The organism is Halonotius sp. GCM10025705 (assembly GCF_042662885.1).
GTDB classification, from domain to species: domain Archaea; phylum Halobacteriota; class Halobacteria; order Halobacteriales; family Haloferacaceae; genus Halonotius; species Halonotius aquaticus.
The window spans coordinates 633006-655901 of sequence record NZ_JBHSZD010000001.1; the positions used below are offsets into that span (position 1 = coordinate 633006).

Sequence of the window (22896 nt, forward strand, 5' to 3'; positions counted from 1 at the left end):
GTCCTGTTAAATCGCCCGAGATGGGTTGGAAGGGAAATCGGTAACTACCCCGCCGTGAGAGACGTGGTATGGATCGCGTTGCGATCGTCGGCGCGTCGATGACCCAGTTTGGCCAACGCGAGGGCTGGATCCGCGAGCTACTCGCGGAAGCCGGCCAGGACTGCTTGGCCAACGCTGAAATCGACGGCGACGACCTTGAGCATCTCTACGTATCGAATATGGCCAGCGGTGAGTTCGAGGGCCAGACCGGCATCGCCAACGCCGTCGCCCACGACCTTGACGCACTCCCCGCGTACACCGCCAGAATCGACCAGACAAGCTCCTCCGGCGGCGCGGGCGTCTACAGCGCGTGGCAGTCCGTTGCGTCCGGTGCCAGCGATCTCACCCTCCTCATCGGCGGCGAGAAGATGACCCACCGCACGACCGCCGAGGCGACCGACGTGATCGCCTCGCTGACCCACCCCACGGAGTACAAACACGGCGTCACCCTGCCCTCCTTTGCTGGGCTGACCGCCCGGCGATACCTCCACGAGTACGACGCCCCACGCGAAAGTCTCGCCAAGGTCGCCGTCAAAAATCACAAAAACGGCGTCGACAACCCACACGCCCAGTTCCAGAAGGAGGTCGATCTTGAGACCGTCATGGAATCGCCGATCGTCGCCGACCCGCTGCGACTCTACGATTTCTGCCCCATTACCGACGGCTCAGCCGCCCTCTTGCTGTGTCCCGAGTCGGTCGCCAGCGAGTACGCCGATGACTACGCGGTGATCTCCGGCATCGGCGGCGCGACCGACACCCACGTTGTCCACGAGCGTGAGGATCCAACAGTAATGAACGGCGTCGTCGACTCAAGTGCGATCGCCTACGAGCAGGCCGGCCTCAGCCCCGACGATATCGATGTGGCCGAACTCCACGACATGTTCACGATTCTCGAATTCCTCCAATCGGAGGGGCTCGGCTTTTTCGAGCAGGGCGAGGGCTGGAAAGCCGTCGAGGAGGGTGTCACCGACCGCGACGGCGAACTCCCGATCAACACCTCCGGCGGCCTGAAATCGAAGGGCCATCCCCTCGGTGCCAGCGGTGTCGCCCAAGTATATGAGATCTACAAACAACTCACCGGCACCGCCGGGTCGCGACAGGTCGAGGCCGAGACTGGGCTTGCCTGCAACGTCGGTGGCTTTGGCAACTGTGTGATTACGACGATCATGGAGGCAGGCCAATGAGCGAGCACCAGGATACCCACGACGCCGAGAGCGACGAGCAGCCGCCGATGGAAGCCGCCCGCTACCCCGACGGGTCGATCCTCTATCCGGCGCATCCGCTTGGCCCCGATGGCCAAGAGCCGGTCGAGATGGTCGACCTCAGCGACTACCATGCAACCGTCGTGACGTGGACAACCTCGACGGCGACACCACCGGGCGTCCGCGAGCCGAACCACCTCGCTATCGTCGAGTTCCACGTCGACGGCGAATCGGTGCGGGCGATCGGTCAGCTGACGGACGGCGATGTCGAGATCGGCGACACCGTTGAACCGGTCTACGCTCCGGAGCTCCGCGATCCCGACGCCGGAATACGGGAACCCGAAAGCCAGTCGTGGGACGGCTATCGGTTCCGCCCGGTCGAGTAACCAGGTCGCGTCGGTGTCGTCGTCTTCCGTCGAGCTGTCCGGCTTCTCATCACGCTCCGCGTCGTCGATCGCCTGTTCGGCCTCATCGAGTTCGTCTTTGATCGATTCGAGTTCGGCGTCGACATCCACCTCAGGGCCGTCGTCGCTGGTGGGCTGTTGGCTGTCCGCGTCGTCGCTCTTGTCTTCCTCTCGTGTTGCGGCCGCGCCATCGTCACTCACGTCGATGAGGACACCACCACCGCCGGCGGTATCGCTGTCGGTGGTCGGCTGGCGGTGGCCATCCTGTCGCTGCTTGTCGCGGTGATCGCTGACGGTTTGCTCGGCGTCTCTGAGCCGGCGTTCGATCTCGCCGGTCAGCTCGCGGGCATCAGTAATGAGATCGCGAGACTCGGCGTTCTCGGGGAGGTCGGCTTCGGACAGCGCGGTGCGAAGTTCCGTCAACGCGTCGGCAAGCTGTCGTCCGGCCTCGCTGCCAACCTCGTCAAGTCGGCCCCGAGCGGCAGCCCCTCCTCGCGGGCAGCGCGTTCGGGATCGGCCAACCGGAGCGTCCGCCGCAGCAACTCAAGTGAGCGGATCGTCGCCTCAAGGATCGCAATCAGTGTCGGGATGGTATACTGCTCGGTAAACCGAAGCAACTCGCTCAGTTGTGGGGGCTGTGGTGGCCCGCGGCGACCTTGGTCGCGAAGCTCACCTCGGAGGTCTGTGAGCGTCGCCTCGAGGTCGTCAAGCTGGGCCGCCAACTCATCGCGATCCGGCGGATCAGATGGGCTGTCTGCGGGTGGACTCATAACATCCTGTTGGGTCGCAGGTCTGTTAAGACTGTGGCACCCTCTCTCGGGGGTGGGCAATCTGCTTCACAAAAGTTGTCTGGTCAGCTATGAATCACTCGGCCGCCGTTGACAATTCTCAGACCGGCTGGCTATCGCTGACTATAGCCATCTCATACAGCAGTTTTGGGTAGTTCGAACGACGCCGAGCCACTGTCGCGCTCCGGTGCGTTGACCCGGTTTTTATCCTTCTCGGACACGTATTAGTGGTGTATTAATGGCCGCACCGTGGACGACTTCCGCCGGCGTTGCCTACATGGGGCTGTTTTTCCTCAGCGGGCTCGCCTGTTTTGCCTCGATTCCGCGCGCCCGCAGCTTCAACGATGCTGAGATGCGGTATGGGCTGGTCGGCTTGCTTGCGACGACCGGTATCTGGGCGATCCTCAAAACGGCGTTTTTTGTTGTTCCCGCGCCCCTTCGAGAGGCAACCTACATTGTCGGCCTCATCTCAGGGTTTGCGACCGTCTGGGCGTGGCTATACTTTGCGTCCGCCTACACCGGTCGGTCGCTCCACAAAAATACGATACTCCGCCGGCTTGGTATGGCTGTCTTCCTTACGATCGTCTCGATCAAGCTCACGAACCCGCTTCACGGCCTCTACTTTACGACGACGCCGGTGACAACGCCGTTCCGCTATCTGGCGATCGATCACGGGATCGTCCACTGGATCTCAACAAGCCTGGCGTATGTGCTTGCCGCCGTCGGCCTGTTCATGATCTTCGAACTGTATGTCGAGTCAGGGTACGACACCAAACCGCTGGGGGTCTTGACGGGGCTGCTCGCTCTTCCTGTCACGCTTGATCTCGTTGCGATTGCGACCCCGCAGTTGATCAACTTCATCTATGCCCCGATCGGCGTTGCCGCCTTCGCGATCGGCACGCTGTTCATCTTTGGCGAGCAGTTCTTGGCTGTTCGGACAACCGCCCAAGGCGATGAGGCGGCGATCATCCTTGATACCCGCGACCGGATTCAGGACTACTCGCCGGCTGCCGAAGCCGCCTTTCCCGAACTAGCGGATTCGACCGGCGAATCACTTGCCGACGTGCTTCCGTTGGTCGCCGCCACCCGCGAAAGCGACGACGAACAGATCGTTGCCCGTGACAGCAGTGAGGGGACGGAATACTATCTTGTTTCCCCGCGATCGATGACTCTCGGCGATTCGGCAGTTGAGGTCTTAGCCCTCACTGATGTCACGGATCTCGAACGACAGCGACGTACGCTCATCGAACGAGAGCGCGAACTCGATGAACGAACCGAGTTGTATCGGGCGGTCATCGCCGCCAGCTTTGCGTTCGTGTTTCGGATCGATCTTGCTGGTCGATTCAAATTTGTCTCTCCCTCGGTCGAGGACTTTCTTGGATACGAGCCTGCTGAGCTCACCGGCGAGCCGATGTCGATACTCGGGACTGATGATGAGACGATCGAATTAGCTGAGGACTACTTCACAGAGGTCACAAACGGCGAATCAATCCAGGTGCGTGATCTGCCGATCGCAACGCATTCCGGTCGGACGGTGTATGTTGATATCCGAGCCGTCCCAATCTATGAGGCTGGTATCGATCCGGAATCGCGAACGCCGGAACATATCGTCGGTGCCCAGGTGATGGTTCGAGATGCCAGTGATCGTCGCCAACGGGAGGGGCTCATCAGTGTCATTAACCGCGTGTTGCGACACAACGTCCGCAACAAGCTCACCGTGATCAACGGCTACGCCGAGTTGTTGGCGACGGAGTTGGACGGCGACGACGCATCGAAGGCCGAACAGATCGTCGAGACCGCCGACCGACTGCTCGATCTTACTGAGTCCGCACGCCGTATTGAGGCCAACCGTGAACTGTCTCCGGAGTTGGAAACGGTCGATCTTGCACCGATCTTAGAGCAGGCGATCGACCAACTCACCACCCGGTATCCCGAGGCGTCGGTGACGACCGAGATCCCAGCGTCTGCGATCGCAACAACGTTGCCACGGATCGAGACACCGCTGTGGGAACTGCTCGAAAACGCCGCTGTCCACGGTGGCGAACAACCGGCGATCCACCTGCTGTCGATGAAACCGACGACCAACTTCGGATCACGATCAACGATGATGGCCCAGGGCTGCCGGAGGATGAACGGCAGGTGTTGGCTGATGGGAAAGAGGATCCGCTCGTTCACGGCCAGGGGCTTGGTCTGTGGCTTACCTACTGGATCATAACGACCCTCGACGGCGAGATCACCGTTCCAAAATCACAGCAGGGAACGACGATCGAGATTCGACTCCCGGTTCCATCGGCACCAGCATAGCGGATTGATCAATCGTGCGCTGGCGCTGCTGTCGATCGCTGTTCGCTGGCGGGATGTTAGGCCGACCAAAACGTATATGCCTTTAGGCCTACCTAAGACGGTGTATGGAAACCACCGACACGACCGGGCCGGAAACTGACCCTGACGCGGCCGCTGACACGCCGCGTGTGACGGTCTGTAACGCGACGCCTGAGCGAACTGTGTTTACCGAGGATGGCAACGCTGACGGCTGGATCGCCACCGACTACAGCGTCTCTATCCCGCGATAATCTGTCTGTTTCTGTTGTCAGTGCGTATGGCGAGCTTGTGACCTGGTAGGCAGTTGTCGTGACTGGATGGTTGTTGTGACTGAGCGTTTTCGGGTAGTCGTGACTGTGTGTCGCGTCCGCCTTCGTTGTGACTGTGGTTGCTGTGCGTTCGGGGAAAAACGAGTGGCCGCGGTGGTCGTTAGTTGCTCGCCGAGTCGACGAGCGTGTCGTCTTCGAGGTAGTGTTCGATGTGGTGGGCGTCTTCCTCGATGCCGACGAGGATCTCCTTGAGGATGTGTTCGGTCGTCGGATCGCCGAGGTTCGCCGCCAGTTGGATGTGGTCGCGCATCCCCTCGATGATGGTGGCGTACGCCTCCATATCGTTCTGCAGGGAGGTACGGATATCGTGGACATCCTCACCTTCGAACTCGATGGTGGCGTGTTCCTCTTGGTTGGCCGGGCCGGCGATCGGGACACCGCCGATGGCCTGGGCGCGTTCGGCGATCATGTCCGCACCGGCTTCCATATTCTCGTAGGCTTCTTGGAGGAACACGTGGATGTCACGGAACTCCGCACCCTCGACGTTCCAGTGGTGTTTATGGAGTTGGTGATACAGCACGTAGGCGTTGGCGAGATCCGTGTTCAGCGCGTCGACGATCTGCTCGGCTTTGTCGGCGTCGAGACCGAGGGCCTCCGATTCTTCGATCTCGTCGTACTGCTGGCGAACTGTCTGTTGGGTACTCATAGCAACTATTTGTTCGGCTGCCACCCACTTAACTATTTGGGATATAGAAATACGTTTTTCGATTTCAAAAACTATTGTTTGCAAAAGTAGCGAACTCTAACAGCACAGACAGTCGTGAAGTCGGTGTTCTCGATCCCTCGTCCGCTCCAGAATGCCCTGTTGGTATCCACTTCACTGGATACGTGTCGCTGTTCCCGTACCGATGTATTCATACTTACACAATCTCGAAACGGTGGTATGAACCGTGCTGAGAAGGCAGCCCTCCAGCTACAGGCCGTTGCTGTCCTGCGGATGTTGAAAACCGATCGCACCTACGCGGAGCTTTCTGCGGAAACTGGACTGCCGGAAGGCGATCTCAACCGATACGTCAACGGCCACGTCCTCCCCGGGGTCGACCGCGCCGAAGCGATCGTCGGCGAGATCGGCCGGGAGGCCGTCGCACGGGAACTCCGCTCTCGGGTTAGCGTCGACGACGAGGGGTACGTCGACAACTCGGCGGTCGTCTTCGATCAGTCGTTTCTCGACCGCGTCGCGCCGGTCGCTGCCACCAGCGTTGGCTTCGAGCGGCCGGATGTGGTGCTGACCGCCGCGACCGACGGCATCACCCTTGGAGCGGCGATGGCATCATACTTCGATGCTCGGCTGGCTTACGCCAAGAAATCCAAGGAGACCGCCGTCGAGGAGTTTATCGAAGCCCGCCAGCGACTCTCCTCGGGGATCGAACTCACCTACTATCTGCCGGCTGCCGGACTCGCTGCGGGTGAATCGGTGCTCATCGTCGACGATCTGATCCGCTCGGGGGAAACCCAGGAGTTGCTGTTGGATATCGCCGCCCAGGCTGACGCCGATGTCGTCGGTGTCTTCACGTTGATCGCTGTCGGCGACGAGGGGCTGGCCCGCGCCCGCGAGCGCACTGACGCGCCGGTGGCGGCGTTGACGACCGTTGAGTAGATTGTGGGTCGGCGATCAGTCGCCTGCTCGATAGTTCGTTTCACAGGATATCACGATCCTTCATCGATATTCGACAGCGATCTAGTAGTTCACCACACAATTATGCGAATTTTTAAGTCAGTGTCGCAAGCAACCGCTACATACCACAAATGGGACTTAACTCGTTTTTCGACCTCGACGATCACGACACCGATGTCAACTCAGAGGTGATCGCCGGCGCGACAACGTTCCTCGCGATGGCTTACATCATCGTCGTCAACCCGACGGTGTTGTCGAACGCGATCAGCATCGAGGGGTACAGCGACCCAGAGGTCTTCCAGATGATCGCCATCACAACGATCCTTGCCTCGGTGGCCGCGATGCTGGTGATGGCACTGTACGCCAATCGGCCCTTCGGCCTTGCGCCGGGATTGGGGCTGAACGCCTTCTTTGCGTTTACCGTCGTTCTCGGCTTAGGTATCCCGTGGCAGACGGCGCTCGCCGCCGTCTTTGTTGAAGGGATCATCTTCATCGTGTTGACGGCCATCGGCGCACGAGAATACATTATCAACCTCTTCCCCGAGCCCGTCAAGTTCGCTGTCGGTGCGGGGATCGGTGTCTTTCTGCTGTTTATCGGCTTACAGGAGTTTCAGGTGATCGTCAACGATGATGCGACGCTGGTGACGCTCGGCTCGGTCGGCTCGAACCCGGTGGCCATCCTCGGGTTGTCGGGCGTTGTGCTGACGTTGCTGCTCTGGGCTCGCGGGGTAACCGGCTCGATCATCATCGGCATCCTCACGACCGCGATCGCCGGCTGGGCACTCACCCTCGGCGGCGTCGTTGACCGCGGCGTGCTTGTCGACGAATCGGTGCTGTCGGCGGTCGAACAGCAGGGCGTCCTCGGCGTGATTACGGGGATTCAGTACGACATCACACCGCTGGCCGGCGCGTTCATCGACGGGCTCTCGGCGGTCGAACCACTCACCTTCGGCTTCGTTGTGTTGACGTTCTTTTTCGTGGATTTCTTCGACACCGCCGGGACGTTGATCGGGATCGCTCAATTCGGCGACTTCCTCGATGAAAACGGCGAACTCCCGGAGATGGACAAGCCGCTGATGGCCGACGCCGTCGGCACAACCGTCGGCGCGATGCTCGGCACCTCGACGGTGACGACCTACATCGAGTCCTCGACCGGTGTCGAAGCCGGCGGCCGCACGGGATTGACCACGCTTGTCGTCGCCGGGCTCTTTCTGTTGATGATCCCGTTTGTTGCTATCGCCTCGGCGATCCCGAGTTACGCCTCGTTTATCGCGCTGGTGATCGTCGGCATCATCATGTTTGAGGGCGTTATCGACATCGACTGGCGCGATCCGGCGTGGTCGATCTCGGCGGCCCTGACGATCACGATCATGCCGCTGACGTACTCGATCGCCGACGGACTGGCCGCCGGAATCATCAGCTACCCGCTGGTGAAGGCCGCCTCGGGTGAAGCCGATGATATCCGGCTTGGACAGTGGCTCTTGGCAGCGGTACTGATCGTCTACTTCTATATTCAGACCAGCGGGATGCTGCTGTAGCCGGGGCTGCTTTCTTTTGGTCTCCTTGTGATCCCGTGCTGAGACGGTGATCTGCCCCGTTAGAAGCGTGCGACGCGTTGCAGGACTGCACCAGACCGCTTTTGCGCGATTGCTTCATTGCCACACGTATGTCAAACACCGCTGCAACGTCGATTCCTACAGGAATTCAGTGGCCTACCAACACACTTGGGTACGTCGCTATCATCGCTGCCATCATCACCGGCGTCCTTCACCTGCTGGCTGTCACCAGAGCCATCCAGTTCAGCCAGACGCTTGCGATCTTGTTCGCGCTCAACGGGCTGGGCTTTCTGGGTGGGATCGGGGTCTACCTCACCCGCTACTGGCGGCGCTCACTGTTCCTTGTCGCCGCGGCGTATTCGATCATCACGATCCTCGCGCTGTTTGCGTTTCAGGGCTGGAGCGTCGAGGCGTTCTACATGGGCGGAAGCCTCAACCCGATTGCTGTGATCAGCAAGGTCGCCGAGGCGGTACTTGCGGGCAGCGCGCTCGTGTTGTACAGCCAAGCTGACGCCTGACTGCGGCCGTCGCAGTGGATCCGACGCCGCCGAACCAGCAGCGATCTCGCGTTCGGGACGCTTTCGCACACAACACCAGTGGCTTCATTTGCCTCCCGACCGTAGGACGGCCGATGTCAGACCTCATCCTCTATGAACTACCGGGCTGTCCGTACTGTGCGAAAGTCATCTCAAAACTCGACGACCTCGGGCTTGCGTATGAGTCCCGAGAGGTGCCGCGCTCACACAGCGAGCGCACCGAGGTCAAGGAGGTCAGCGGCCAAACCGGTGTGCCGGTGTTGATCGACGATGAACACGATATCGACGGGATGCCCGAAAGCGACGATATCGTCGCCCATCTCGACGAACACTACGCCTAAGCTTCAGGTTCGGCCGCTCGTTCTTGGATCAGTTCGCGGATCGATTCCGGATCAGACATGCCGGCCAGTTCCTCACAGGAGACGATCGCTGTCCCGCCGACTGACTCGCGTTTCGTCTGTTCGGCCGTGAAGTACACCGACCGCGTTTTCGTGACACGACCGATCGAGCCCATGAGCTCGGCGCGTTTTTCCGCGCTTTCGGTAAACGATGAGTGGCCGGTCAACACATCGCTGGCTCGCCGGTCGGTCGCCTTGCTGACGGCCTTAAACGGCGAGCGCGTCGTCGGATGCACGTCGAAACCGGCCTCTGCAAGCACCGTCAACACGTGTTCGTCGTCGGGGTCGGCGTCGGGCTCATCCGGGACGGGGTCAGCGTCGTGGACGTCTTCCGCGCCATCAAGCACGGAGACCGGATTCGAGAACGGCTGATCAAACAGCTCCTCCAAGTGGATCGCCACCTCGATCGAGGCGTTCATCCCATCCTCGTACTTTGAGACGGTTCGCCGAGAGACGCCGAGTTCGGTCGCCAGCCGGCCGAGACTCCAGCCGCGTTCCTCGCGTTCGTCGGCCAAGAGGTCGCCGTCGATGCTGACGTAGAGGCCGCCGGGAGCGGCGTAGATCAGCGGCGGAACTTCTTCGACGAACAGGTCGTAGGCGGTATCGGGGTTGAACACCGGGACGCCGTGGCGGAAGTAGACGACGCCGGGTTTGAGGTCCTCGTTGCGCGTTCGCAGGCCGATCACCATCGGCGTCGCCGAGAGATATTCGCCGAGTCGGCGGAGCTCAGCACCGGTTTCGGGATTGAACGCGTCGATATTGCCGAGTACCTTCAACAGCACGAGATCGTCCCCGCGGCGAGCCGCGAGATCGAAGCTTTTCGGTCGGACGGAACACCGGTCGCTGACAAGGAAGTCGGCGTCCTCCAGCATCGCGGTGATATTGCCGACCAGTGCTGTCCGTGACATAGCCGAAGCAGTAAGTTATCACATATATACGTTGCGGCACCGACAGCCAGCCGTCGGCGTCACGTCAGTTGATTTCTGTGTTCACAGCACCGATACGATTATATATAAACTGGCTCGGCCGACCCGAAACCGATTTTCGCCCCGCGGCGGTACAGCCGGCGATGACCATCATCGGGCTCGACGACACCGACTCCCGAACGCGGGGGATGTGTACGACCTACCTCGCCGCCCGAGTAGCCGAGGCCATCGTCGACGCTGGCGGGCAGGTCACCCGCACGCTGCTCGTTCGACTGAACCCGGCCGTCGAGCACAAAACGCGGGGCAACGCCGCGTTGGCGATCCACACCGATCTCTCGGTCACCGAAGCGACCGAGCTTGCTGTCGATCACATCGCGTCCCTCGCTGTCGACGCCGACGCCCGAACGAGCCCCGGGCTCGTTGTCGCCGATGACGACCCCGAGAGCGTGCCCGAGGCCGTCGCCGATTTCGCCGCGCGCGCCATGGGCGATCAACTCAGCCTCGCCACCGCGGTCGATATCGCCGACGCGGCGGGCTACGAGCATCGCGGCTGGACAGGTGAAGGCTGCGACGTGGCTGGCCGCGGCCGGATCGGCGCGCTAGCGGCTGTCGGCGCATGGGCGGCCGTCGATGAGTGGACGTACGAACACATCACCTACCGCGAGTTTGATCGTTGTGGCTCCCCCGAGAGGTCGATCTCGACTCCGTCTTTGCGGCCGCCGACCGCGGCTATCCGACCGTCTGGGATACCGTCGATCGTGAGGCGGGCCAGGCAGTCTGCGTGCCAAACGCCCCCGGCCCGATCCTCTATGGGATCCGTGGTGACGACCCCGATGCTGTCGCCCGTGTTGCCGGCGCGATCGACAGCGAAGCAGTCGAACGAACTCGCTGTTTTGTGACGAACCAGGGAACCGACCTGCATCTCCAGGCAGGTACACTTGCCTCCCTGCAAGACGGCGTGGCCTCCCGTGTCGACGGCGTCGTTACCGAGCCACCGGAAACACGAGAAGGCGGCCACGTGTTCTTCACACTCGGCTCGGAAACTGGTGACGACGCTGACGACACGAGCACTGACGCGACCGCTGACTGTGTCGCCTTTGAGCCGACGAAACGGTTCCGCGACCGGGTGCGTTCGCTTCGAACCGGCGACCGGCTCACGGTCTGTGGCGAGTACAGCGACGGCACGATCAAACTCGAAAAGTTCGCAGTTCGGGCACTCCACCGTACCGAGCGGGTGACGCCGACCTGTGATGGCTGTGGTCGACGGATGAAGTCAGCCGGCCGCGGGCAGGGGTATCGGTGCCGGGACTGCGGCACGTCGGCCCCTGGGAAGGTCACCCGACAGATCGATCGAGCACTGGAGCAGGGCTGGTATGAGGTGCCGCCGTCTGCGCGTCGCCACATCGCTAAACCGCTCGTTCGCGGCGGGTTCGATGCGCCGACACATCCAGAACGATAGGTGGAGCGGGACTCGACTACGCGGCCGTGGTGCCGTAGGCGGCGATGACCGTCTCGATACGGTTGGCCAATACATCCATATCGGCGGCGGCGTGGTCGCCCTTGTAGACAAACTCGGTGACACCGTTGTCGACGGCGTCGCTGGCGATCGGTTCGAGTTCCTTGCCTGTTAGGAGGATGATCGGGACGGACGGCTCGGTGCCCGATTTGTTGAGCGAGCCAGCAAACTCGATGCCGGTCTCATCCGGGAGCTCGTAGTTGACAACGATCACATCGAAGCTATTGGTTTTGAGGCAGGTTCGTGCCTCGCTGGCTGTTTCGACCGCCGTCAGATTCATGCCGTGGTTCGATTCCAGCGCGTCGACAACCCGCATCGACATGAACTCGCTGTCCTCGACTAGCAGTACCTTGGGTGCGGTCATCCCTGTGGCTCCTCGGGGGTTCCCGGCCCGCTGTCGTGCCCTGTGTGTTGGTGATGTATCATCGCCCGGAGACTCCGTTGGCGATCCTATGTGTCCCGACTACTTATTTTTGCGTCTCTGTGGGTTGTTTTTCGCTGACTGAGTCGACGGTCACAGCTGATCGACACCACGACGACGGGATCAGTAGCTGTCGACGTTGGTACCGACCGAACAGACGTACTCGCCGCTGGCGACTTGTGGGAGTCGTCGTGACCGCCAGAGAATGCCGCTGTTGTCGGCCGTGGCTTCGGCTTTGACCTGACCGAAGGTGTCGGTGACCGCAAACAGCGTGTCGCCGGCGTCGATACGCTCGCCGAGATCGGCACGGTACTCGACCAGCCCGCCGACCGACGCGCCGTACTGATCGAACCGCTTGGCTCTGGTCTGTCGCTCCATCGAGGGCCCGCCGTCAAGAAACTCGTAATGCCGGAGGACATTGTAGACTCCTCCACGCCGGCTTGCACGCTCTCGGGGTCGAAGCCGACCGAGCCGCCGAGTTCAGGGTCGACAGTCGGAATCCCCTCATCCGGGGCGACGCGGGCGAGTTGCCCCTCTGGGCCCTTCTGATCGAGGACGTAGCCGCAGTTGAACACCTTCGCCAAGCGGAGACACTCGCTGTGCATCGTGTGTCGCCGACCACACCGCACCCGCACCTCGTTGATCATGCGACTGGTCGAGCCCTGGTGGAGATCCAAGATCAGATCCGCTGTTTTGGCGACCTCGAAGACGGCGTCGGCGATACGCTCGCTGGCGGTACCCTCGCTATCGCCGGGGAACGTCCGGTTGAGCTTGCGATCGTCGATCGGGTTGCGGTGTTCGGCAACCTGAAAGCCATGGTAGTTGACGATGCCGACGATCATGATCTCGCCAGCAAGCTCGGCCGGATCAAGCTGTGGCACCACCTCTCGAATGACACCAAGCCCGTTGAGCTCGTTGCCGTCGCTGACCGCCTGCAGATAGAGCCGCTTGCCGTCGTCGGCCCCGTTGATGACCGCAACCGGGAGCCGCGCCGGACTGCCGTCGCGGGTCTCACCGACCGCCAGCCGGCCGGTGTCGATCGCTCCGGGATCGGCCGCGGCGGTTCCGAGCGTAATCGTCATTGGCGAACGGAGGGACGCCCCGTTCTTTAGCGGTTCGATCCCACGTGAGCACACTGATCGTGGTATCGACTCTCACGCTATCATTTTGCCGTACTGGGCTGATGGGGTTCCTAATGGACGAGGAGGCCAGTCCTCTCGATGGCTACCGCCAGTTTGTCACCCTCTCCGGTGACGTGTTCGTCCTCTCGGTTGCCATGTTTGCCTTTAGCCTTGGCTTCCAGATGACAACCCGGTTTCTCCCGGAGTACCTCCGTGTCCTCGGTGCCAGCGGCTTTGTCATCGGGCTCTTTGGGACGGTTGGAAATCTTCTCAGCGCCCTGTATCCGTACCCCGGTGGGGCGGTCTCAGATCGGATCGGCTCCCGATACGCCCTGACCCTCTTCGGTGCGGCGTCGACGCTCGGCTTTCTGTTGTGGGCGGTCGCGCCGTCGTTCGGAACGCTTGCGATCGGCGGGTTCACGATTCAGCCGTGGCTCTGGGTATTTGTCGGCCTCATCCTCGCACAGGCTTGGAAGTCATTTGGCCTCGGAGCGACGTTTGCGATTGTCAAACAGAGCGTTCCACCCGAGCGACTGGCTCGCGGCTTTGCCAGCACCGAGACTTTTCGCCGGAGTGCGTTTCTGTTGGGGCCGGTGCTTGCTGCCGGCCTGCTCGCGTTGCACCCCGATTTCACCGTGAGTTTCCGCTATGTCCTCGCTGTCGCCGTTGTCGTCGGTGTCGTCGCTACCGCTGTCCAACACATCCTGTACGATGCCAGCGACGACAGCTTCGGCGATTCCGTCGAGGGGCTGTCGCAGCTTCGCTCGGATCTCCACTCGTTGCCGTCGACGCTCCGACCGCTGCTCATCGGCGACACCTTGGTTCGGTTCGCCAACGGCATGGTCTACGTCTTTTTCATCATCGTCGTCACCGAGTTTCTTAATGTCGGGCTGTCGCTCTCACTGCCGGGGGTCGGCGGCGTCGATCTCGCGCCGGCGACGTTTTTCGGCCTGCTGCTCGGCGTCGAGATGGTCGTCGCGTTGGTGGTGATGGCGCCGGCCGCCGCCCTCGCCGAGCGGGTCGGGCTCAAACCCGTCGTTGCGAGCGGGTTTGCGGTGTATGCGATCTTTCCGGTGCTGTTGATCAGCGCGCCACCTGATCCCGTTGTGCTCACGGTTCTCTTTGCGTTCTCCGGGCTCCGGTTTGCTGGCCTCCCGGCGCACAAGGCATTGATCGTTGGCCCTGCCGAGGCCGACGCTGGCGGGCGAGTGACCGGTGCGTACTACCTGCTTCGGAATCTGATCGTCATCCCGAGTGGAGCCCTCGGTGGCGCGCTTTACGGCGGGTTGCCGAACCCGCTCGGCGAGGGCCAACTCATCGCCGGTGAGCCGACCATGGCGTTCGCTGTTGCGACCGTGATCGGCCTCGTTGGCACCGGCTACTTTCTCGCCGCTGGCGAGGAGTTTACCGCTTATCAGTGATTGGGGGTCGGCAGTTGCGATTGACTGTGTGACCGGCAGTCGGTGCCGCTTTTATCATCGCGTTCGTAGCGGTCGATATGAGTGAGTCCGACGCTGACGCGGAGACAGATGGCCCGCCGACAGCGGCCCTGCTTGAGGCGTTGGCGGTGAAACGAAACACGCTGGTCGGTGTCGGCGTCGGGATCGGCGTTGCCGCGCTTGCATACGCTGTCCGTATCTTTGAGCTGCTTGGCCCCGTTGGGTTTGAACGAACGTATCCGATCGTCGGCCCCGAAGCCTGGTTTCTGCTGTTGGCGATCGTATTTGCGTCGGCGACGGCACTCGGCGTTGTCGTCGTGTTGACGGCGATCCGGGCGGTGCGGCTCTCGAAGAACGTGTGAGTTAGTCGGCGATCGCTTCGCTGTTTTCGATAGCCTCGGCGGCCTGTGGGGTGAGCTCGTAGATATTCTGTCTGGCGTCGGCAAAGTAGACATCCTCCTCGACGAGGCCGATCCGTTCGAGGCGTTCGAGGGCATACCGGACGGTACGTGCCGAGAGCATCGATTCCTCGACGATCCCCTTCTGGGTGAGGGTGCCGTTGTACTCGAGGACTTTGAAAACCAGCTTCGCGCTCGGTGGGAGGTCGTCAAGTGTTTCGTCGTCTGTTCCAGCCATCGATATTGGTTCCGAGCGACAGGAGTATAAAACTTCACCAGTATCATGGCCGCCCGACACGCCTTTCTACCGGCCACCCGTTGGATCGGCCATGTCAGATGCGCAGGCCGACGCCGGCACCGCCGAGGGCCAAGGCCCGGTTCGGATCACCGAGACCGTCGCCGACCGCCTCGCCGAAAAACGGGCCGACCTCTTCGAGGAGTTCGAGATCAACGACGAGTTCCCCAGCGACGTGCTCGTCGAAGCCCGAAAGCGAACTGAGGACGTCTACGACGAGATTGAGGATGAACTTGAGGAGCGACGCGACCTCCGCGATCTCACGGCGTGGACGACCGACCCCGCCGATGCCCAGGACTTCGACGACGCGATCAGCATCGACGCCGACGAGGAGACCTACACGCTGTGGGTGCATATCGCCGACGTGAGCCACTACGTCCACCCCGGCTCCGAGATGTGGGCCGAGGCGGTCGAACGCTGCAACACCGTCTATCTTCCCGCTTACACCGTTCATATGTTGCCGCCGGTGTTGGCCGAGACCGTCTGCTCGCTTGTTCCCGAGGAAGACCGGCTGGCACACACCGTCGAGATGACCATCGACCGCGAGACCCTCTCCTTCGAGGAGGTCGACATCTACAAATCCGTCATCCACAGCGATGAGCGACTGACCTATACTGAGGCCGAAAACCGAATCGAGGAAGCGGGCGCACCACTCCATGAGGAGTGCAATCTCGTCTACGAGTTGGCCGACCAACTCCACGAGCAACGCAAGGAGGACGGCTCGCTCGTGCTCAACCCCTCACGGGATCGCGCTCACACCATCGTCGAGGAGTGCATGCTGAAAGCGAACAAGGCCGTCACCCACGAGCTGATGTGGGATCGCGGCGTTGAGGCGATGTACCGTGTCCATCCGCAGCCAACACCCGACCAGTGGAACGAGGCGCTCAAGGAGATTCAGGATCTCGACGGGGTGTCGATCCCGGGTGGCTCATGGGACGAGCCCCGAAAAGCCGTCAACGCCGCACTGGAGGAATCACCGGGCCGACAGCTCAACAAAATTCAGCGCGCCGTCCTCAAGGTGATGCCGCGTGCGAAATACATGAACGACCCCTTTGGCGGCCATCACGCGCTGAACTTCGATATCTATGGTCACTTTACCAGTCCGATCCGGCGGCTGTCGGATCTCATCAATCACTGGATCGTCGCCGAAAACGACGTACCCGAGGATCTGATCGAGCTCTGTGATCGCGCCTCCGACAAGGAGAAAGATGGAGAAACGGTCGAACGCCTCTACAAGCAGTATATGGAGGAACTGCATCTCGAAGGCCATGCGATCAACGACCGTGGGCTCGAAGTCGTCGACGACGCCGACTTTGCGGAGATGGACGAGGAAGAACGCGAGACCGTCAATCAGGTGCCCGAAACTCAGCAGTAATAGATACCGTTTTCACACCGACGGCAAAACGTTCCGGCAATGCTGCGTAGACAGTTTGTCCGCGAGAACCCCGCGGCCGTTCGTGCTGCCCTCGAACAGAAGGGTGTCGACGTCGACCTGGATCGGATTTTGGAGATCGACGAGGAGTGGCGATCACTCAAAAGTGAGGGCGATGACCTCCGACATGAGCGCAACGAGGTCTCAAGCACGATCGGCCAGCTCAAAGCCGAGGGGAAGGATGACGAGGCCGAGGAGGCCATCGAACGCTCCTCGGAGCTCAAAGACGAGCTGCAGGCGATCGAAGCCCGCGCCGACGAGCTGGAGGCCGAACTCGAAGCCGCACTGCTGACGCTGCCACAGTTGCCCGACGATTCCGTGCCGGTCGGCGATGATGAAAGCGAAAACGTCGAGCGTCGCCGCGAAGGCTTCGACGACCACCGAGAGCTTCCCGACGAGATCGAACCGCACTATGACCTCGGCGAGGAGCTTGAGATTCTGGATTTCGACCGCGGTGCGAAGGTCTCCGGTGGCGGCTTCTACTTCGCGAAGGGTGACGGCGCGCGCCTTGAACACGCCCTGATCCAATTTATGCTGGAGCTCCACCGCGAGCAGGGGTACACCGACATCTTCCCGCCGCTGCCGGTCAACAGCGCGTCGATGCGCGGAACCGGCCAGTTCCCCAAGTTCACCGAGGATGCCTACCGGATCGAGGGCGACAACAGCGAGCCCTACGACGATGATGATCTCTGGCTGCTGCCGACCGCTGAGGTGCCCGTCACTAACCTCCATCGCGATGAGATTCTGTTGGATGACGACCTCCCCCTCAAATATCAGGCCTACTCACCGAACTTCCGGCAGGAGGCCGGCGAACACGGCACCGAAACCCGTGGGATCGTCCGTGTCCACCAGTTCAACAAGGTCGAGTTAGTGAACTTCGTCCGTCCCGAGGACAGCGACGAGCGGTTTGAAGCGCTTGTTAGCGAGGCCGAATCGGTGCTCCAGGAACTCGGACTGCCGTACCGGATCTTGGAGATGTGTACCGGTGATCTCGGGTTCACGCAGGCGAAAAAATACGACATCGAGGTTTGGGCCCCTGGTGACGACATGGAGGACGGCCCTGAGGAGGGTGGTCGGTGGCTGGAAGTCTCCTCAGTGTCGAACTTCCGGGCGTTTCAGGCCCGGCGGGCGGGGATTCAGTACCGTCCCGAGCAGCACGAATCCGCGGAGTATCTCCACACGCTCAACGGCTCGGGGCTGGCGGTGCCGCGGGTGATGGTTGCGATCTTAGAGTATTATCAGAACGAGGATGCCACCGTGACGGTGCCGGAAGCGTTGCGGCCGTACATGGGTGGACAGGAACGGATTGAGGGTCACGAGGCAGTGGGTGAGAGCGCGGTTGGTGACGGGACAGACGACTGACGCGGATGGCAGTGTACACTTACCACCATGGTCACTTCACCTGTTATGCTAAGATTTGCCGCTGACAGCACAGCTTGATTCCAGTAATAGGATGTGGCTCGATCAGTGACAGTCGTTAGTTTGTGCTATCATCTATTTCATCGATCAATTTTGTCAATACCGCCTCGTCTGTCGCTCAATACGTGAATATAGCAACGCATAAACCTGATACAAAAAATCACATATTAGTAGCACCACATCTCGCCGACACTCCTCGACAACCGCCGTTTGACTGGAACGAGATCTCGTGTCTGTCTCGAACCTCGTGTTTGCAGGCGGTTGTGATCCACAATGAAACGTCGAACACTGCTTGCCGGTATCGGTGCGCTTGCCTCCGGGAGCGGCGCGGTTGCGACGACTGCGGCTATCGCCGGGACAGCGGATGCATCATCGAACATCAACGCCATCGTTGACGAAAACCTCGAGGTCAAGGCGGGGGCCGCATTCAACGACGACGGAACGGTCAGAAGTTCCTATGAGGAGCAGTACGTCCCCTACCCCTCGAACGATTCGTTTTTTCAGAGCGGGAGCGACCCACTCGACGATATCTCTCGCGATGACGCTCCCGTGGCAACAGTCTCCCCGCGAGATACCACGGTAAACGACGAGCTAGAGATAAAGGTTGCACTCTCAATCGAAAATAGTACTGACACGTTTCTTTTCGAGGATATTCTCCGCGTCGAGAACAACGGTGGTGACGACAAGAACGTCGCCATCAGATACGACCGGGACAACCAGGCCTACGATCCGAACGGGCAGTACGGCGAGGACGTGGTCGTCGGAGGTGATTTCTCGAACGAGCTTTCCCAGCACGACGTACAGCATGTGTATCGGTTCCAATCGCGCGACCCGGCCAACGGCACCGACCTGCGGCTATCGCCGGATCCGACGACCAACGACGATACGCCGACCGAATCGAAGATCGTAGAGCCCGGCGATTCGTTCCGGATCGATCTGAAGGTCGATCTGACGGAGCTGACGGTAAACACTGTGCTGGGGTCGGCCACACTGAACCCGAAGGAGAACATCAGGGACGCCATCGATACGACCGCGAGCTTCGGAGACTCGATCACGACGGTTGATTTGCTCGATGCGATCACGGTCGAAAACAACACCTACTGATCACGTACGAACAGTAGCCTCTCACATCGCGGATCGCTGACTGCTAGCGACCGACATCCCGGAGTGGGATCTGTCGGGTACCGACGACGAGCAGGAATCCGATTGCCACCGGTGCCAATATCACTCCTATTGTCGCCGCGAGCGCGATGACCGGATGGATTCGATGGAGGAAGGCGATCACGGAGGTCGGAAGCGAGTGGATGTAGTAACTGGTGGATCGACTCCGGACGAACGGCCCGGTTTCCTCCGGTGCGTATACCCGGAACTTCGATTTTACCGTCTCGCCGCTGGCAGCTGGGAGTACCTGATCGTACACTTTCACCCCCTCGCTCGCCGGCTCGACGATAATTACCATCGGTATCGGCTGGCCGTTTTCGATGGTGACGTTCGCTTCGGTGTAATTTCCGGCTTTGATTATCGATGGATCGTCGGGATCAGGCGAAGTAGAACTGATAATCGTTAGCTCGTCGGTGCTGCTCGGGATGGCAGAGACCGACAACAACGGGAGTGACAGCACAAGCAGCAGCCCAATGAGCAAAACTCGACTATCAATCGTCCCCCGTCGCCGTATCGAGCGGCTGAGCGTTCGGTCATTCTCAGGGGTGAAAGCTTCGTAGAATCCTGACACCACCACGAGGATAAAACCGACGACGCCGATGATGACACCAGGGTTGCTCGAGGAAATCGCACTGATACCGAGGCCATTGATTACCGTCGCAATAGTGCCCTGTACCATACTTTGCAGCTGCCCAATGTAGGGGATTGCGACGATCTCGCCGTTCATTTGAACCACGACGAGCTGTATCTGACTTTCCTGTACCGGAGGCTCTCCAGCCGCTGTATCCCTGAACGGGTTGGCATCACCTTTCGTAATATATCCCTCGTCGGTTTCTTCGACCACTCGGTGTGTAGTCAGCCCACCCCCGCCGACCTCCTGTGCCTCGAAGGTGATCACGTCTCCTGGCTTGATTTCGCCTGCTAGCGGCTTCGGTATCCCGATGAAGCCGTCCCCCGGCTCCAGCTGCGGCTCCATACTGTCGGTCGCAACGAAGCTGATCGGTGAGGGAAAGCCGAACACCTGCGTCACCAGTATCAGGACAACGGCGACGACTAACAGCACGGTTACCGCCGTTCCGGCGGCTGATCTGAGGCGCATAGTTGTACCAGTCGCCCGGATAATTGTATAGCGACCGGCCAGTATGTAACTGGCCGTCGTAGATGTACTTTCCGACTCGTCAGCTATTCTTGTGTATGAATATCAGTTCTATTTGTTGTTGCAGCTGCCGCGTACCGCTGTGCAACTATAACCTATAATGCAAACCTACATCTGAATATTTATTTAGTCCCTGTTTGATGGGTTCAAAAACCGTGCTGTTTCTCCTGCTATCGGAAATATTGCCTATGTGGTGTATCCACCCGCGACATTCTATTCCGAAATAATTATATGGATAGCATAAGTTGGTAACTACCGTTCGGTACAATGAATCGACGAAACTTTATCCTCGGGCTGGGGACGGCAGCCACACTCAGTGGAGCCGCTTCAGTGACAGGCGCATCGATCAGTGGCAGTGCTGACGCTGGCGCGAACTTCAACGTTATCGCTACAAACAACCTCACGATCCGGCGGAACAGTGATCTTCCTACGGTCGGCAGTCAAATCGACAACAGCACCGAAAATTACGTCAACGACACGGTGAGTTACGTTAACTCAGAGGGGACGATAAACGACACCATCGGCTCCGGTATCGAGAATGTCAGTACCCCGCAACTGACGGTCAACGACCAAGAGAACGACGGCCTGAGTATGGCACTGGGGACACCCAACGACGCCACCGTCGAAGACAATCAGAACAGTACGGTAGGTTCGAACGCGAGTCCCTACAGTGACACAAACGGTATCCCACCGCTCGAAATCGCCAACAACGGCGGACAGAACAAGACAATTTCGGCGCGCTACTCGTACGGAGACGACGTTACAGATACGAGCAATAATCTGGACGAGTCCGACGTGAACCAGCTGATCACGTTCAGCGTCAACGAAGGCACTGACACCAATACTTCCGGCGGCAAGGTCTCCCCCGATCCTTCGGAGGGTGCTCTTGGAACCGGTGACAATGCCAACAATACGGTCACGATCAATTCAGGGGAAACTGCCACCGTTGACCTCACGCTGAATTACAACAGCGCGCTCGAAGAGGCCCTCGCAAGTGCGGCCTCGGGCGGGTCGGATTACGACTTCCAGAATGACGGGTTCGCAAACGTTGACCTCCTGACGAGCGTCACCTTCGGCGAAGTCCAGTAACCACCCTCGTCCTTCTCAGTTTTTTACGGCTGCCAGCGGCGGCACTGTCTATCAGGTTCGTAACGAATCAATGGAAGGTATCTTGGCCCGAGCCGCGTTTACCCCGATCAGAAACGCTGTGTCTAACACCATATCAGAAGTCCCCTATCGCTGCAGGTTTCTCGATAGCCTCGTTTCGACGCTCGTGTCGTTCGTTCACGGTTTGTCGGACGATATCTGCGTCCGCTCGTTGCGAATTTCAGCGAGTTCCTCGTTATCGATCTCCAACCAATCTGAAGAGGGTATCGGAGACGCTCTCAGACCTCGTCTTGGGTGCTTTGAGTCAACGAGATGTTCCCCCTGAATGTGGCTATTTCTGATGTGTAAAATCATACTGATAAAACGTGCTACACGCAGATTGTAGGACTACCAGAGCAGTTCCGTTGCAACGAATTCTACGAACTCACTCAATATCCACACTACCATCCGGTTGAATCCGAACCGACACATCAAACACCGATTTGATCGTCTCGACATCATCGTCGCTGTGTCGGCCCGGATCAAGATGACAGTAGCCCATCACGCCTGACTCATCGAGCTTCGAACAGAGCGTATACAGGAACGGCACCACCGTTTCAGTGCCGAGATGCTGTACCATCGACGATAGCGTATGGAATCCCAGCACGGTCGGATACTGATTGTCGATCCGGCTGAACTCGTGGCTGATGACGACGCCGAGTTTCGCCAGATTCTGTGGATTCGGCACTTCCTTATGTGAGTCAACTTTTCGTCCCAGCGTATTGGTACCGCGCGTCGATTCCGGATCTGACCGCGGCTGGCCAACCTCGATCAGCGTTGTGTGTCCTTCAACCCACGCCTGGAACTTTCGGGTCATCGGGAGCCGGTCGCTGGTTGACCGCGTCGCGGTCACGAAGACGACGTTCTGGGTGGCCGTTCCCTCGGTCGCACAGATCTGCGTGAAGATATCATTGGTGACGCCGTGATTCGTCGGGCTCAGTACGAGCACCTGCGTCGGCGAGGTTGATTGCCCAAACGAAGACAGCGTCTCTAAGACGCCGTCGAACGCTTGATCTGGCTCTGGAGACTGCTGGGGTGTCGATGTCGACTCCGTGGCGACGGCCTCGTCAGCAGTCGACGCTGCCTCTGCGTCGGTGTCGTTGTCATCACTGAAATCATCCCACAGCCGATTAGCCGATTGCGCGGGTGCCGCTGTAGCTCCGCCGGTGGTGGCCATTGTCGCCGCCGAGACGACCTGTCCGGCGGTGGCGTTCACCTCGTGTTCCTGGCGTGGGCTGTTGTTATTCATCGATGACACCGAAGTCCATCTTTCCGTC

Annotated in this window: 21 protein-coding genes and 3 pseudogenes; 16 read left to right on the top strand and 8 right to left on the bottom strand. The window is 60.1% G+C overall.

All coding sequences use genetic code 11. From position 1 onward, the window contains the following. The first annotated feature begins 68 nt into the window (after window positions 1–68). Both ACFQJB_RS03560 and ACFQJB_RS03565 read left to right on the top strand, forming a co-directional pair. Complete coding sequence (locus ACFQJB_RS03560; protein WP_379724042.1) at window positions 69–1223, top strand: thiolase C-terminal domain-containing protein; 1155 nt, start codon at window positions 69–71, stop codon at window positions 1221–1223. Beyond that, a complete protein-coding gene (locus ACFQJB_RS03565; RefSeq protein WP_379724045.1) occupies window positions 1220–1627 on the top strand; it encodes an OB-fold domain-containing protein in 408 nt (135 codons plus the stop codon). Before ACFQJB_RS03560 ends, ACFQJB_RS03565 begins: the two co-directional genes overlap by 4 nt. Before the next feature lie 437 nt (window positions 1628–2064). Here the strand turns inward: ACFQJB_RS03565 and ACFQJB_RS03570 are convergent, their stop codons facing one another. After that, window positions 2065–2415, bottom strand: a complete 351-nt coding sequence (locus ACFQJB_RS03570; RefSeq protein ID WP_379724048.1) for a DUF7547 family protein — start codon at window positions 2413–2415, stop codon at window positions 2065–2067. 295 nt (window positions 2416–2710) lie between these two features. Between ACFQJB_RS03570 and ACFQJB_RS03575 the strand changes: the two are divergent. The 3 genes and pseudogenes from ACFQJB_RS03575 to ACFQJB_RS03585 all read left to right on the top strand — a co-directional run. After that, window positions 2711–3952: pseudogene (locus ACFQJB_RS03575) on the top strand (histidine kinase N-terminal 7TM domain-containing protein); the annotation flags it as partial. 485 nt (window positions 3953–4437) lie between these two features. Then, the gene (locus ACFQJB_RS03580; RefSeq protein ID WP_379724051.1) at window positions 4438–4737 is read left to right on the top strand and encodes an ATP-binding protein; all 300 of its coding nucleotides are present in this window, start codon (window positions 4438–4440) and stop codon (window positions 4735–4737) included. A gap of 104 nt (window positions 4738–4841) precedes the next feature. After that, on the top strand, window positions 4842–5006 hold the full coding sequence (locus tag ACFQJB_RS03585) for a hypothetical protein (protein ID WP_165853216.1): 165 nt from the start codon (window positions 4842–4844) through the stop codon (window positions 5004–5006). A gap of 178 nt (window positions 5007–5184) precedes the next feature. On the opposite strand, the gene dpsA is transcribed toward ACFQJB_RS03585, so the two are convergent. Next, entirely contained in the window at window positions 5185–5730 is a 546-nt protein-coding gene (gene dpsA / locus ACFQJB_RS03590) for a DNA starvation/stationary phase protection protein DpsA (protein WP_379724054.1), read from the bottom strand. 237 nt (window positions 5731–5967) lie between these two features. Here dpsA and ACFQJB_RS03595 point away from each other — a divergent pair, with 237 nt between their 5' ends. From ACFQJB_RS03595 to ACFQJB_RS03610, 4 genes are all read left to right on the top strand, one after another. Continuing rightward, on the top strand, window positions 5968–6681 hold the full coding sequence (locus tag ACFQJB_RS03595) for a phosphoribosyltransferase family protein (protein ID WP_120100451.1): 714 nt from the start codon (window positions 5968–5970) through the stop codon (window positions 6679–6681). Between the two features lie 149 nt (window positions 6682–6830). Further along, entirely contained in the window at window positions 6831–8237 is a 1407-nt protein-coding gene (locus ACFQJB_RS03600) for an NCS2 family permease (RefSeq protein WP_379724057.1), read from the top strand. Between the two features lie 128 nt (window positions 8238–8365). Beyond that, window positions 8366–8773, top strand: a complete 408-nt coding sequence (locus tag ACFQJB_RS03605) for a DUF7475 family protein (protein ID WP_379724060.1) — start codon at window positions 8366–8368, stop codon at window positions 8771–8773. Between the two features lie 113 nt (window positions 8774–8886). Then, window positions 8887–9132: a glutaredoxin family protein gene (locus ACFQJB_RS03610; RefSeq protein ID WP_379724063.1), complete on the top strand. Its 246-nt coding sequence runs from the start codon at window positions 8887–8889 to the stop codon at window positions 9130–9132. Here ACFQJB_RS03610 and ACFQJB_RS03615 read toward each other — a convergent pair. Continuing rightward, complete coding sequence (locus ACFQJB_RS03615; protein ID WP_379724066.1) at window positions 9129–10097, bottom strand: transcriptional regulator; 969 nt, start codon at window positions 10095–10097, stop codon at window positions 9129–9131. The genes ACFQJB_RS03610 and ACFQJB_RS03615 overlap by 4 nt on opposite strands. A gap of 161 nt (window positions 10098–10258) precedes the next feature. Between ACFQJB_RS03615 and ACFQJB_RS03620 the strand changes: the two are divergent. Next, window positions 10259–11574: pseudogene (locus ACFQJB_RS03620) on the top strand (TiaS agmantine-binding domain-containing protein). A gap of 16 nt (window positions 11575–11590) precedes the next feature. Here ACFQJB_RS03620 and ACFQJB_RS03625 read toward each other — a convergent pair. Both ACFQJB_RS03625 and ACFQJB_RS03630 read right to left on the bottom strand, forming a co-directional pair. Further along, entirely contained in the window at window positions 11591–11995 is a 405-nt protein-coding gene (locus ACFQJB_RS03625; RefSeq protein ID WP_120100429.1) for a response regulator, read from the bottom strand. 180 nt (window positions 11996–12175) lie between these two features. Next, window positions 12176–13134, bottom strand: a pseudogene (locus tag ACFQJB_RS03630) (succinylglutamate desuccinylase/aspartoacylase family protein). A 113-nt stretch (window positions 13135–13247) separates the two neighbouring features. Between ACFQJB_RS03630 and ACFQJB_RS03635 the strand changes: the two are divergent. Together ACFQJB_RS03635 and ACFQJB_RS03640 are read left to right on the top strand one after the other, a co-directional pair. Next, the gene (locus tag ACFQJB_RS03635) at window positions 13248–14594 is read left to right on the top strand and encodes an MFS transporter (protein WP_379724069.1); all 1347 of its coding nucleotides are present in this window, start codon (window positions 13248–13250) and stop codon (window positions 14592–14594) included. Window positions 14595–14671: 77 nt separating this feature from the next. Beyond that, window positions 14672–14974, top strand: coding sequence for a DUF7536 family protein (locus tag ACFQJB_RS03640; protein ID WP_379724072.1), 303 nt, complete (start codon window positions 14672–14674; stop codon window positions 14972–14974). Between the two features lies 1 nt (window position 14975). Here the strand turns inward: ACFQJB_RS03640 and ACFQJB_RS03645 are convergent, their stop codons facing one another. After that, on the bottom strand, window positions 14976–15248 hold the full coding sequence (locus ACFQJB_RS03645; RefSeq protein WP_120100418.1) for a MarR family transcriptional regulator: 273 nt from the start codon (window positions 15246–15248) through the stop codon (window positions 14976–14978). Window positions 15249–15339: 91 nt separating this feature from the next. On the opposite strand from ACFQJB_RS03645, the gene ACFQJB_RS03650 reads away from it, so the two are divergent. From ACFQJB_RS03650 to ACFQJB_RS03660, 3 genes are all read left to right on the top strand, one after another. Next, window positions 15340–16680, top strand: a complete 1341-nt coding sequence (locus ACFQJB_RS03650) for a ribonuclease catalytic domain-containing protein (protein WP_379724075.1) — start codon at window positions 15340–15342, stop codon at window positions 16678–16680. Window positions 16681–16719: 39 nt separating this feature from the next. Beyond that, the gene (gene serS / locus ACFQJB_RS03655; protein ID WP_379724078.1) at window positions 16720–18099 is read left to right on the top strand and encodes a serine--tRNA ligase; all 1380 of its coding nucleotides are present in this window, start codon (window positions 16720–16722) and stop codon (window positions 18097–18099) included. 330 nt (window positions 18100–18429) lie between these two features. Further along, a complete protein-coding gene (locus ACFQJB_RS03660) occupies window positions 18430–19260 on the top strand; it encodes a hypothetical protein (protein WP_379724081.1) in 831 nt (276 codons plus the stop codon). 43 nt (window positions 19261–19303) lie between these two features. Here ACFQJB_RS03660 and ACFQJB_RS03665 read toward each other — a convergent pair whose 3' ends face one another. Then, window positions 19304–20416 (bottom strand): signal peptidase I, encoded by a 1113-nt coding sequence (locus ACFQJB_RS03665; protein ID WP_379724084.1) that lies wholly within the window; start codon window positions 20414–20416, stop codon window positions 19304–19306. Between the two features lie 324 nt (window positions 20417–20740). On the opposite strand from ACFQJB_RS03665, the gene ACFQJB_RS03670 reads away from it, so the two are divergent. Beyond that, window positions 20741–21562 carry a hypothetical protein gene (locus ACFQJB_RS03670; protein ID WP_379724087.1) on the top strand — a complete coding sequence of 274 codons (822 nt, stop codon included), beginning with the start codon at window positions 20741–20743 and terminating at the stop codon, window positions 21560–21562. Between the two features lie 442 nt (window positions 21563–22004). Here ACFQJB_RS03670 and ACFQJB_RS03675 read toward each other — a convergent pair whose 3' ends face one another. Next, entirely contained in the window at window positions 22005–22868 is an 864-nt protein-coding gene (locus tag ACFQJB_RS03675; RefSeq protein WP_379724090.1) for a DUF7504 family protein, read from the bottom strand. Window positions 22869–22896 lie beyond the last annotated feature (28 nt).

Coding starts and splice junctions, on each gene's coding strand:
- ACFQJB_RS03625 (WP_120100429.1), bottom strand. CDS start 11,995: ATGACCGCACCCAAGGTACTGCTAGTCGAGGACAGCGAGTTCATGTCG.
- ACFQJB_RS03665 (WP_379724084.1), bottom strand. CDS start 20,416: ATGCGCCTCAGATCAGCCGCCGGAACGGCGGTAACCGTGCTGTTAGTC.
- ACFQJB_RS03670 (WP_379724087.1), top strand. CDS start 20,741: ATGAATCGACGAAACTTTATCCTCGGGCTGGGGACGGCAGCCACACTC.
- ACFQJB_RS03675 (WP_379724090.1), bottom strand. CDS start 22,868: ATGAATAACAACAGCCCACGCCAGGAACACGAGGTGAACGCCACCGCC.
- ACFQJB_RS03595 (WP_120100451.1), top strand. CDS start 5,968: ATGAACCGTGCTGAGAAGGCAGCCCTCCAGCTACAGGCCGTTGCTGTC.
- ACFQJB_RS03635 (WP_379724069.1), top strand. CDS start 13,248: ATGGACGAGGAGGCCAGTCCTCTCGATGGCTACCGCCAGTTTGTCACC.
- ACFQJB_RS03560 (WP_379724042.1), top strand. CDS start 69: ATGGATCGCGTTGCGATCGTCGGCGCGTCGATGACCCAGTTTGGCCAA.
- ACFQJB_RS03585 (WP_165853216.1), top strand. CDS start 4,842: ATGGAAACCACCGACACGACCGGGCCGGAAACTGACCCTGACGCGGCC.
- ACFQJB_RS03565 (WP_379724045.1), top strand. CDS start 1,220: ATGAGCGAGCACCAGGATACCCACGACGCCGAGAGCGACGAGCAGCCG.
- ACFQJB_RS03650 (WP_379724075.1), top strand. CDS start 15,340: ATGTCAGATGCGCAGGCCGACGCCGGCACCGCCGAGGGCCAAGGCCCG.
- ACFQJB_RS03640 (WP_379724072.1), top strand. CDS start 14,672: ATGAGTGAGTCCGACGCTGACGCGGAGACAGATGGCCCGCCGACAGCG.
- ACFQJB_RS03615 (WP_379724066.1), bottom strand. CDS start 10,097: ATGTCACGGACAGCACTGGTCGGCAATATCACCGCGATGCTGGAGGAC.
- ACFQJB_RS03600 (WP_379724057.1), top strand. CDS start 6,831: ATGGGACTTAACTCGTTTTTCGACCTCGACGATCACGACACCGATGTC.
- ACFQJB_RS03570 (WP_379724048.1), bottom strand. CDS start 2,415: ATGAGTCCACCCGCAGACAGCCCATCTGATCCGCCGGATCGCGATGAG.
- dpsA (WP_379724054.1), bottom strand. CDS start 5,730: ATGAGTACCCAACAGACAGTTCGCCAGCAGTACGACGAGATCGAAGAA.
- ACFQJB_RS03610 (WP_379724063.1), top strand. CDS start 8,887: ATGTCAGACCTCATCCTCTATGAACTACCGGGCTGTCCGTACTGTGCG.
- ACFQJB_RS03605 (WP_379724060.1), top strand. CDS start 8,366: ATGTCAAACACCGCTGCAACGTCGATTCCTACAGGAATTCAGTGGCCT.
- serS (WP_379724078.1), top strand. CDS start 16,720: ATGCTGCGTAGACAGTTTGTCCGCGAGAACCCCGCGGCCGTTCGTGCT.
- ACFQJB_RS03645 (WP_120100418.1), bottom strand. CDS start 15,248: ATGGCTGGAACAGACGACGAAACACTTGACGACCTCCCACCGAGCGCG.
- ACFQJB_RS03660 (WP_379724081.1), top strand. CDS start 18,430: ATGAAACGTCGAACACTGCTTGCCGGTATCGGTGCGCTTGCCTCCGGG.